This is a genomic window from Gillisia lutea (assembly GCF_021568705.1).
Classification (GTDB): domain Bacteria; phylum Bacteroidota; class Bacteroidia; order Flavobacteriales; family Flavobacteriaceae; genus Gillisia; species Gillisia lutea.
On the sequence record NZ_JAKGTH010000007.1, the window covers coordinates 159,555 to 170,710 of the forward strand.

Consider the following 11,156-nt stretch of genomic DNA (forward strand, 5'->3'; position numbering starts at 1 on the left):
TAATTTATAAGATATTGAATATAAGACTATAGCTATATATTCAACATTTCAACATTGATTGTATTTTTTCCTTTTCGAATAAAAAATATCTTCCTTTTCTGTTACTACTTTCAACAACCCAATTTTTACTCATTGGGTCATATGACTTATGATATAAATTGTAGCTAGAATTCTTTTTAGGTTCAAGTTTCCATCTTTCGTATAGAATATTATTAAGTTGATTTCTACTTATTCTAACTTTTGATTTTTCAAATACTTCTTGTAGATCACCTAAAGTGAATTTTAATTCATTTACTTCATAGTCTTCAAACATCTCATCTAAAATAAGTATCAACTCTTTCTCATTATTAAATTTAGTTCCTTTTATTAAATTATTTAACGCCTCTGTATAGATTTGGTCTTTTGTGAACCACATCCTCGTTTTTTTAGGATGTTTGATTTCCCTACGGGAAAGATAATTGACAAACCACGGAATTTCATTTTCCAGTTTACTTGATAAATTCGGATCTACATTATGAAGAGGAGAGATTTTTCTAATCCAGAATCTTATCTCTAACTCATCAATAAGAATAAAATTAGTTTCATTATTTGAGCATAGAATGAACTTTCCGAAAAACGAACTTTCAACTTTATCTTTTCCTTTGGATTCTGTTTTAAAATCTTTTGTTGTTGATAGATTTTTTAATCTCTCTGTATCATCTCTACGATCTAATAGAACTTCGTCAATTCCAATAATTAACTTAGTGGTCCAGTCGGAATTAAAACGGCTTCTTAGATCTTCATTTTTGTTTATAGTCATATTATCTTCAAAAAGTAATTTTAGCCAGTTTAAAAAAGTTGTCTTACCAGTATTTCTTTCTTCACTAACTAAACAGAGAATTGGTAAAATTTGTGCAGGCTTGTGCCATAAAATACCTAGGTAGTCCAGACCAACTTCTATTTGTTCACCAAAAATATGTTCTAAGAAATTCATTGTCGATTGAATGTCCGCTATATTTGAATTTCTTGGTGGTATGGAATGACTAAGCGAACTATATTTATTATAGAAATTAGCCACTTCTTTTTTATAATTTTCATGAGAAGGGATTACGGTAAACCCATCATATTTAGGAATGGAATTTAATTCATCCTTTCCTAAATCATCAATGATAGTTTGTCTGCTCCATCTTATTAATCTTTTTATCTTTCCATTATTGACTGTCGGCATATCAACTATTTTATAATAGTCAGATCCTATTCTCAAATAATTATTTTGCATGTTCAAAGAGATTTAGATATCCTGGAGTTGATTTTTGCTTAATATTATTGGAAAGGGGAAAGTAAATTATGGCGTAATTAATTTCAGAGTCTTTCCTTTTAAGGTTTAAAAGACCTTCAATTAGTTCATCAAAAATTTTATGACTGGATAAATGTTTATTGCAGTATTTGCAATATTTAATATATGATTTCATATTTTTGGAATATTAGGAATTATATAAGACAAATATTAAATACTTCGGAATCTTCAATTATTCCGAAGCATTTTTATTAGAGTTTAAGATTACCTGTTCAATCTCTGAACGTTTATATCGAACTCTATTTCCTACCTTGTAAGGAGTAAGAATTCCCTTTTTATTCCAATCTAATAATGTTGGGAAAGTGACACCTAAAATTTCAGAAGCTTCTTTTCGGCCTATCCAAATTTCAGGTTCTTTAGGTTTAAAATTCTTAGCGAATTTTTCTAATTGTTTTTCTACTCCGAAAAGAATTTCATTTTTGAAATCTTCCGGATCTACATTGTAAAGTTGAGTCACATTTTTCATGAATATTGATTTAATTTTCAGGTCAAACTTATCCCGAACTATCTAGTTTCATGAAATTGGGTAACCCAAAGGGTTACCCAGATAGAACAACAGTTAATATAATTAATTGAATAACAGCTTGCTGGTTATTTCTTTAATTAGTTTAATATCTTTCTTCATTTGAAGATTCTGTTGATTATATGGTTGATCTAATTTCTTTAAATAGTCGCGTACATTGTCCTGATTCTTATCAATCAATTTTGAGATTATTTCAGCTTGTGCGTTAATGCTATTTTCACCTTCTATGGATTTTAACCCTCCAAGTTCTTGAAGAAGTAAAATCTTCTGATTTGTGGTTAGAGAATTAGCATTAGAACATTTAGCCCGTTTTGTAGAATCAGGTATGCTATTTTCATTATGATCTTTAGAGAAAATAAAACTTTGATTTAGGGATATAGGCTCTTTTTTGAATTTATTTTGATTTTGATAGTTCAAAATTTCTTCTAATTCTTCATTCAGAATTTTGAGCCTGAAGAGAATTTTTACGAGCAACTCGAGTTCTTCTGTCGCATCTATCAGAGCATTTAAAATATTTTCATGTACTAGTCCAAAATCATTTAGATCTATACCATCAATGGATTTCTCAAATTCTACATCCCATCCACCATATATGTTGATCACTAAAGTTTCAAAACATTTATCTGTAAAGATTTCTTCATAAAATCTTTCCTTACTTAGAAGTATATTCCAATTGTTTTCATTGTACTGAGAACGAATTTCATTAATTGATTCATTAAGATAAATTCTTTTCCCTTCAGAATCTTTAAAAATTCCTAAATTTCCAAGGATGTCTTGTTCTTCTTCCAACTGAATATCAGATAGTTTGCTGATAATCTCCATTTTATAATACAAATAAAAATGTTCTCTAAGTAATTTATACTGTTCATCTTGGTAAAATTCTTGAGCAGCTTCAATTTGACCCTCATATCGAATGCCGGTAAGCATAGGATTAAAATATTCCGGGCTATCGAAATCTAACCCATAGCAGTATTGTCTATCTTTTATGTAGTGTAGTAATTTTCTAAGTTTCATGACTCTAATTTAAATTCCAATACTTAGCCATTTGATCGGCGTAGTCAATTGGTGTTTTTCCTATATAATTTAAAAATTCTCTTTCCGTACTGTGCCCGGTAATATTAATTAGTAGGGGCGTGGGTAGTTCTCCATAATGATTAGTAGCAAAAGATCTACGACAAATATGTGAGGTAACTAATTGCCACTTTGGAAAAACACCGGATTCCTTCCTATTTTTCTTCTCGTGGATTTTGGAGCCTTCAACCTTTTCTTCAAGACCTGCTTTGAATGCTACATGTTTAATATAGAGATTGAACTTGGATTTAGAACTATCAATGTTTTTACTGTAAACAGGTGGGAAATTCCATTCATTGGACTGGAGTATTTCCTCTACTTTTGGATGAATTAAGATGGTAACTCTTTTTTTGGTTTTTTGCTGAACAAGTTCAATGAATTTCCGTCCATTATACTCAACAATATTTTCTCTTGTCAGTTTTAGTAGGTCACTAACCCTTTGGCCTATATAACAGCCGATCACTAACCAATCTCTTGCTGCTCTATAACTCTCTTCCTTGAATTCTTTCTTTGCTATTATTTCTATTTCGTCAAAGGTTAGATAAATTTTCTCTACCTCTACTTTAAATCCTTTAACCAGAGGAAGCTCAGGGCTAACATTATAACCATACTTTTGAGCATCCAGACATATCGTTTTTAAAAATTTCAGATAACGGCCCGCGGTATTCCTTGCTAAATTATCTTCTTCTAATAAATACTTTAAGAACACATTTCGAAATTTTAAGTTAACATCGGTTAGCCTATATTTCTTTCGAGTGTGTTTCTCAAAATTTTCAATCTTGGTTTTAATCGTATTGTATTTAGTGATAGTGGCTTTAGAAGCGCCCACTTCTCCTGTTTTATCATTAGTCTTATGCTTTAGTCTATCCACATAAAGCTCACAATAATTAGGAAGAATATTATGATCAGTTTTCTTTACAACTTGAAATTTTGAATCGATACAGTTTTGTAACCAATCACTATTGATATAAGTCGCATCTGCAACTGCTTTATTGTACTCTTGTATTATAGAACGCCTAAGTTCATCTAAACTTTCCTGGACTGAGATCTTGTCTGTGAACTCGGCAATTTGACGCACCTTTCCACTCTTGTTATTGAAATACTTTGGGTTAATCAAAATAGGAGTGGATCTTCTAAAATCATTGTCCTTGTCAATTATTAATCTAGCAGTAATTTTTGACGGGTTTCTTTTTCCCCGAACCTGGAATTTTACGGAAGCCATTTTTTTTATTTGAAATTCAAATCTAAGAAAATAAAAACTTGTACCGTAACTTGTACCGAATAAAATTTAATTTGCTCTTTTCTGACTTAATTGCTCTTTGTTTTATAAAAGCACTATAAACACTGAGTTTTATAGCAAATTCAGTGGTTGATAGAGTGTTTGTTGTTTGCACTATGACGTTGTGAATAAGTTTATTACGTTCCCTCTTTCTCCGCTGATAAACCCGTAAACGAATTGTTTACGGGCTTTTTTGTTTTTAGGGGCGTAAAGTTTTCGTGTCGTCTTCAGGAAATTCTGTTTTTAGTTCTTTTATTTGCTTTTTATCTAGTTCGTCATTGATTGGATTGACCCAATTATCTTCTAATTCTTTAGGAAAAATCACTAGCATTTCTAGGTTTTTTCAACTTCGGATTATTATGAATTTAGCCATCATCGGTTTGCCATTAGTAGTTACTATAGTAAATGTATTTAGTGTTCCTCGGGTATATGGATTCTTCCACTTACTCCAAAGGCCAGCTTAAGCTAATGGCTCTTTATCCTTCCTGAAAACAAAAAAATGATAAGTATTTCCTTTATAATTATGGTGTTCATAAAATCCGTCGACATAGACAATACAACGATTATGTTTGCAGATTCTCGAAACGAAGGTTTGTCCAAAATGGTTTTCCCTCTTCCATTTAATGTATTATTTCACTGTTTTTAAGTTGTTCTTCATCCTTAACCCACTGTGGGACAAGTCCCCATGTTGCAACTTCAGGAAAATTAGGATATCTGTCAGTATAAATTAAAAGTTCGGGATGGCTGAAACCAGAGGTATGATAAATTGGTAAATCAGTTAAAGGAGCTAGGCTTTCGATAAACGAATAATACTCTTTCCATAAGATCTGGTTTTTAGGTGATTTTCTATTTATATATAGCTTAACATCCTATGTTAATCCTTGCATAAAATTATTTATCCGAGTATATATTGGAATATCTTTAATATGAAATAAAATTTTAACCAATTAAATACATAACTATGAAAAATCTCGAAGAATTATTTGAACATCAATTGCAAGATTTGCACAGTGCGGAAGATCAACTTACTAAAGCTTTACCAAAAATGATAAAAGCTGCCGAAGACAGCAAATTGAAAAAAGCTTTTGAAAGTCATTTAGAAGAAACAGAAGAGCATAAAAAACGAATTGAAGAAGTATGTAAGGAGTTAGGTTTTAAATCTAAAGGAGAAAAATGTAAAGCAATGGAAGGTCTCATTAAGGAGGCAGAAGGATTTTTGAAAGAAGTAAAGGATACAGATGTTAAACATGCTGGTATGATTGCCGAAGCCCAACGAGTAGAGCATTATGAAATCTCAGGTTATGGAACGGCGGTACGTTATGCAAAAGAGTTAGGTCATAAAGATATTGCTAAAAAGTTACAGAAAACATTAGATGAAGAGTATGGAGCTGATAAGAAATTAAATGATCTTGCTGAAGACAGACTTAATAAGAAAGCAAAATCATAAAAGCCAAATCTATTAATTAAATGCCCATCCTTAAAAGATGGGTTTTTTTGTTAGGCATAAATTGTAGATTGTTGCAGGGGAATAATTTGTAATAGCTCATACCAATTTGCTAGCTAATAAACCTATTTTGTAATGACCACAAACTATAATTTAAAATATGAGAGATAGTTTGGAGATCATTTGTAATTGTCTAAATATGTAATTTTCAACGGTTCCTTGGTTAATTTTAATAAAATACTAAGTATTTAAAAATGTCTAGGTTTACCAGAAATAGCTTCACTTATTAAATTTAATTTAGGAATAGTAGTATTATCCGTAAATTTGAAAATACTAAGGCCCCCTGAGCGTTCTAGAAAAGCATACTCTACTTCTCCTAAGTCACGTATTCCACCAATTCTTAACATTCCGTAAAGTTCTTCATTTCTTACTCGAGATGCTTTCAATCCTTCTTTTTTAATTTCTCCATCTTTTATAAGAATAATTGGTTTACCATCTAAGAATGTATTTATTCTCCTCGCTTTTAATTGTAAATATTGGATATATCTCGAAATACCTACAATTACTAAAATTACTACACAGGCGTAAACCAGTGGAACTTTTGGATAAAACATAGAATCCCCTATTGCCGATCCCAATGCGATGATCAAAACATTTTCAAACATGGACAAGCTTCTATTTCCTCGCTTTCCCATAAATCGCATTACAAGTACTGCGAATAAGTATATAAAAGTTACTCTAAACCCAATTTCTAATAAAAATAAAGTATCATTTTCTCTACCTATAAAAATTCGGTACCAGTCGAATGGTTTTATATTATCCATATTTTAAATATTAATTCTTATGTTCTACATTCGGGTATCAATAGTATTAACTTTTAATTATGTTTTTAAAAGTTAAGTACGATAGAATCTTTATTATTTTCTACATCTTTCCATTCCCAACCATCATTTTGAATATATGCTAAGAGAAGCTTTCTACGTTTCTCGAGGTCTTTTTCATAACCTGTACCTCTTAGAGATGAAATTTGAGAAGCATTCTTTAGGTAGGAGGTCTCTGGACGTTTTGGTTTATCATCACCAGGTTTTATAAATGCGCTTGCAAGTGTTGAGAGATAGTACGTTGTAGCACCATAAGCTCTCTCTAATGCTTGTAAGTCGGCTATACTATCCTGATGGATATTATACAGCATTATAGACATCGTTTCATCGAGAGTGACAAATTTTACAGATAAAGATTCAAATAAGTTTTCGGAATGAAAATAATGAATAACAGGATAGGCAAGATGATATTGGGCTAATTTTAATAAAGAAGGCTCAAGTTCACTTATTACCTGAAGAAGCTCTTTAAAATTATTTTGTTCATAGCGTTCAATAATTTCCTTAGGGGTTTTACCCAATTGATGTATGCGTAGGCTAACTTGTCGTTTTAAGGTAATAGCATCTACTACGGGTATTAAAAAAGAGATGCCTAAACTGATGAAAACAACTCCTGTGTATGATATAAAGCCAGTATATAACAACCAAAAATCATTAGCAGGGGTATAGTCTCCGTTTCCCATAGAAGATAAAACGTACGCAGTGAAATACATCTTTTCTATAAACCCAGTACCGTAAGTGTTATTACTTGAAGACCATAAGGCTTCAGCATCTGCATAGACAATAAAAGTATTACCTATCCATAATAACAAAATCCAAGTTAGTACTATGATGAGAAGAAGAACAGGGCCAACCATATTAAGAAATTTTCTTCTTCCATTTTTATTAGTGACAATCAAACAGATTCGCCAAATGCTTCTAGAAACCCTATCTGCTACAAGACCAGCTCCTCTTGGGGATAGAATTGTAGAGATCATATCGACTATAGTAATTACTGTAATTACTGTTCCAATTAATAGGTAGGTAATGCTCATTTATTATCAGATTCTAACTGAGGAAAACCGTAACTGTTCGCCCTGATTTAATGGATATTATATCTTTAACTTCTAAATATTACATTTAATTTTGTTTAAAACTATATGGACATTTCCAATTATCCTCTACTTTTCGGCCACTATATTGTCGAGCCTCACTACTTGATCCAAAATCTTCGAGCATAGGGTTAATTGAGCCTTGAAAAGCTTTGTCTCGCCTTCTAATGATATCTCGAACACGGGTATATCTTCCAGCATTTCTAAGTAATTCAAATTGGCTATGCAAATTAAAAACTATCATAGGAAAAGGTGTACTTCGTGCCTTTCTTGATGAATTAGGGTGCATTCCAACAATGTAAAAGGAATTTCCTAGCAAACTAAAACTAAATTTTGAAGAGGAAGGATCTGAGCTTGTATTTTCATCCCAGGGCTCAGAATCTATTTCATTTAGTTCACTTAGCAGTTTCCATAGTGCATTCTCAAAGTCTAACTCATTTTCATAAGCGTCATTCTCAAAGGTGGCAATAAACGTTTGAAACTTCTTATCTTCTTCATCAATACTTTCTATATAAATTTTAAGATCCTGAAGAATTTCAGAAGGAGTGTTATCATTAGCTAAATTTTTATAATCTCTAATAGTCAAATTATCATCCGCAACAAGACTTTGTGCCATAACACATGGATGATCATCTAAAATAAATTCTCTGATCGCATCTTCTGAATCTTCCTTAATATCTTTATATTGATCTTCCATAGCCCAAATTATAAGAGTAAAATTAACTATCGACTATTGTATAGGTTTAAAAATTTTGTTAATTAACGAAGTATAAACAACTCACGTATAATCACAAAGATCAATAGCTAGTTAAAACTACACTGAAATAAAGATGTTACCATAGTTCACTCAAATTACTGAAAATAACCTTTATAGCTTGTAGTATCCATTTTTGGAAGGAGGATTTTTATGAATTATTCTACCTACCTTGTGTCCAATATTTTTTGTGGTACAATCATTATTCTCCTATTTATTTAAAATATTCGATGTTTCGTAAATCTTGCTCAAGCTTTCAAAAAATTATAATTTCGAAAATTGGTAGCCTTCCTGCTTTAATTTAGTTATTAGTTCATCTAGTTGTAAATAGAATTTATCTTTTCTTTTTGGACTAGTGCCAGGATGAACTAGCAAGTGAAAACCATTCATGCAGAATAATGATTGATAGCTATATATGCTTTTTAAAATATCATCACTTGAAATATAGTTGGCCATATCAGGTGTTGTATAATCAGCATTGGAACGAGTGCCGGGGGAAAAATTAACCGTTATTTGATTTAATTGTGAGGCTATTTCTACCACCCTTTGATTGTACCACTCATATGGTGGCATAAAATATTTTGGGTGAATTCCTAGCTTTTTTAAAGCATTAAGATTCTGTGAAATATCTGTTTTTATTTCATCTTCAGTATGAAGAAGACTATCTCTTTTAGTCCAGTCACAGTACAAAAGATGTTTATTTGAATGTGCTCCAACAAAATGTCCATCTTTTACAATGTCTCTAACCAAATCAGCATGGTTCCGTATAAAATCACCGGTTAGGAAAAATGAACCTTTAACATTTTGCTCATTTAAAACATTTAAAACATATTTAAAACCTTCAACTTGATCATGACCTGTAAAGAACAGGTATATGTTTTTCTCGGAAATATCAGACCGTACAATAGCGCCCTCTCTATCAATAATGTTTTGAGAATATAGCAATACACTCATGAGAATAAATAGGAGACTTAAATGAATTTTACTCATCACATAATTTTTCTTAATCAGTGTAAATTTTTTAGCAACACACACATGTGTCTTACGCTAAATAGGTAATCAAGGATCTAGTATATTTTCTACGGTTTAAGTATTTGGTTCACCTCCTCAAAAATTTCGGATCTGTCAGCAAGGACAATTAGCGTGTCTTGTAATTCAATTTTTGTAAGTCCGTTAGGAATTATATAACTGTCATCTCTTTTAATCATTGCTATTATGGCATTTTTAGGAAAACCGAGTTCCACAATTTTCTTATTTACGGCAAAGCAATCTGAAGTTATTAAGAGTTCTTTCATTTCTGCTTTTGGATTTTCAGCCAATAGCAAATCAGTCGCTGTTAATTTCTTTGCTTTTTCTGGTAAACCGACATTCAACCATTTTGCAACTATTGAAAGTGTAGTACCTTGAATTAATATGGATGTAACCGAAATGAAGAACACGATGTTAAAGATCATATTTGCTTTGTCTATTCCAGCTAACAGGGGATACGTTGCAAATACAATTGGCACGGCACCACGCAATCCAACCCAAGAAATATAAAATCTTCTTCTCAATTTCATTTTGAAAAACATTAGACTTATAAATACGCCTATGGGCCGGGCAATCACTATCAGAAATAAAGAAATGAGAAGACCAATACCTAAATATGGAATGATTTGAGTTGGAAAAACAAGCAGACCTAAAGTGAGGAAGAGCACAATTTGCATTAGCCAAGCCAAACCATCAAACATTTTCAAAATGGTTTTCTTGTGTATCAGGTCTTGATTACCTAGGTAAACAGCACAAATATAAATAGCTAGAAATCCGTTACCCCCAACAAAATCTGCGACAGAGAAGGAAATGAACATTAAAGCGATAACCAGAACGGGATAAAGCCCTTCAAAATCTAGTTTAATATTGTTTATGATATATTTACTAAGCATTCCGAAGGCAATCCCTACAGCACCACCCAAGATCATTTGTTGCAAAAACAAGGGAATTATGGAGATAAAACTTTGATCTTGATGGATCACTAAAGTCAAAAATGCAATAGTTAATACATATGCCATTGGATCATTACTTCCGCTTTCCAACTCTAAAGTTGGTCTTAGATTGTTTTTTAATGCCAGACTTTTTGAGCGTAGAATTGAAAATACCGCTGCAGCATCTGTTGAAGAGACTATTGAACCTAACAGCAAACTTTCATAAATGGTAAAATCAGTAACAAACCATACAAAAGTTCCAAGAGAAACGGCGGTTAATAAAACCCCTAAAGTAGATAAGGTAATTCCTTCCCAAAGGATGGGTTTTACAGAGGTCCAGTTGGTGTCTAGCCCTCCCGAAAATAGAATAAAATTAAGCGAAACTATACCAATAAACTGAGCGAGTTTTGGATCATCAAAACGAATTCCTCCAATACCATCAGATCCTGCTAACATTCCAATTGCTAAAAACAGCAATAAGGTGGGAACACCAAATTTATAAGAAGTCTTACCGGCAAAAATACTTATAAGTAGTAATATAGAGCCAATCAATAAAATATTTTCAATCGTTAAGTTCATTCTCTTTTACTCTCAAAGTTCTCCTTGTAAAGGTATTATTTCTCTTCAATAAAGTTTGAAAACTGCGGTGTTGATTTCCTTAGGCATGTCTCGTCATAAGTTTACCCTTTTTGAAGTTGATTCGCTTTTCAGCTAGCGGTCAAAAATAACGCAAGTAGCGTGGAGTAGGGAGGCTTCGTCCACATAGTTGTTGGTTACTCGGTTTCTAAAAGAACATTTTTAACGGGAAAGCCCATGCTT

11 protein-coding genes are annotated in these 11,156 nt (G+C 31.9%); 1 reads left to right on the plus strand and 10 read right to left on the minus strand.

Annotated features, from left to right (window positions below):
- Positions 1-40: 40 nt before the first annotated feature.
- The 5 genes from L1I30_RS05140 to L1I30_RS14335 all read right to left on the minus strand — a co-directional run bounded on the left by L1I30_RS05140 (position 41) and on the right by L1I30_RS14335 (position 4,834).
- Positions 41-1,258, minus strand: a complete 1,218-nt coding sequence (locus L1I30_RS05140; RefSeq protein ID WP_236133191.1) for a primase-helicase family protein — start codon at positions 1,256-1,258, stop codon at positions 41-43.
- Between the two features lie 250 nt (positions 1,259-1,508).
- Complete coding sequence (locus L1I30_RS05145) at positions 1,509-1,802, minus strand: helix-turn-helix domain-containing protein (protein WP_236133192.1); 294 nt, start codon at positions 1,800-1,802, stop codon at positions 1,509-1,511.
- A 102-nt stretch (positions 1,803-1,904) separates the two neighbouring features.
- Positions 1,905-2,873, minus strand: coding sequence for a hypothetical protein (locus L1I30_RS05150; RefSeq protein ID WP_236133193.1), 969 nt, complete (start codon positions 2,871-2,873; stop codon positions 1,905-1,907).
- 4 nt (positions 2,874-2,877) lie between these two features.
- Positions 2,878-4,152 (minus strand): phage integrase SAM-like domain-containing protein, encoded by a 1,275-nt coding sequence (locus L1I30_RS05155; RefSeq protein WP_236133194.1) that lies wholly within the window; start codon positions 4,150-4,152, stop codon positions 2,878-2,880.
- A 517-nt stretch (positions 4,153-4,669) separates the two neighbouring features.
- Positions 4,670-4,834, minus strand: a complete 165-nt coding sequence (locus tag L1I30_RS14335) for an SOS response-associated peptidase family protein (RefSeq protein ID WP_308444051.1) — start codon at positions 4,832-4,834, stop codon at positions 4,670-4,672.
- 336 nt (positions 4,835-5,170) lie between these two features.
- On the opposite strand from L1I30_RS14335, the gene L1I30_RS05160 reads away from it, so the two are divergent.
- Entirely contained in the window at positions 5,171-5,656 is a 486-nt protein-coding gene (locus L1I30_RS05160) for a YciE/YciF ferroxidase family protein (protein ID WP_236133195.1), read from the plus strand.
- Between the two features lie 245 nt (positions 5,657-5,901).
- On the opposite strand, the gene L1I30_RS05165 is transcribed toward L1I30_RS05160, so the two are convergent.
- The 5 genes from L1I30_RS05165 to L1I30_RS05185 all read right to left on the minus strand — a co-directional run bounded on the left by L1I30_RS05165 (position 5,902) and on the right by L1I30_RS05185 (position 10,916).
- The gene (locus L1I30_RS05165) at positions 5,902-6,477 is read right to left on the minus strand and encodes a DUF421 domain-containing protein (protein ID WP_236133196.1); all 576 of its coding nucleotides are present in this window, start codon (positions 6,475-6,477) and stop codon (positions 5,902-5,904) included.
- A gap of 65 nt (positions 6,478-6,542) precedes the next feature.
- Entirely contained in the window at positions 6,543-7,565 is a 1,023-nt protein-coding gene (locus L1I30_RS05170) for a hypothetical protein (protein WP_236133197.1), read from the minus strand.
- Positions 7,566-7,650: 85 nt separating this feature from the next.
- Positions 7,651-8,319: a guanitoxin biosynthesis heme-dependent pre-guanitoxin N-hydroxylase GntA gene (gene gntA / locus L1I30_RS05175; protein WP_236133198.1), complete on the minus strand. Its 669-nt coding sequence runs from the start codon at positions 8,317-8,319 to the stop codon at positions 7,651-7,653.
- 321 nt (positions 8,320-8,640) lie between these two features.
- The gene (locus L1I30_RS05180; protein WP_236133199.1) at positions 8,641-9,366 is read right to left on the minus strand and encodes a polysaccharide deacetylase family protein; all 726 of its coding nucleotides are present in this window, start codon (positions 9,364-9,366) and stop codon (positions 8,641-8,643) included.
- A gap of 89 nt (positions 9,367-9,455) precedes the next feature.
- Positions 9,456-10,916, minus strand: a complete 1,461-nt coding sequence (locus tag L1I30_RS05185; RefSeq protein WP_236133200.1) for a potassium/proton antiporter — start codon at positions 10,914-10,916, stop codon at positions 9,456-9,458.
- Positions 10,917-11,156: the final 240 nt, after the last annotated feature.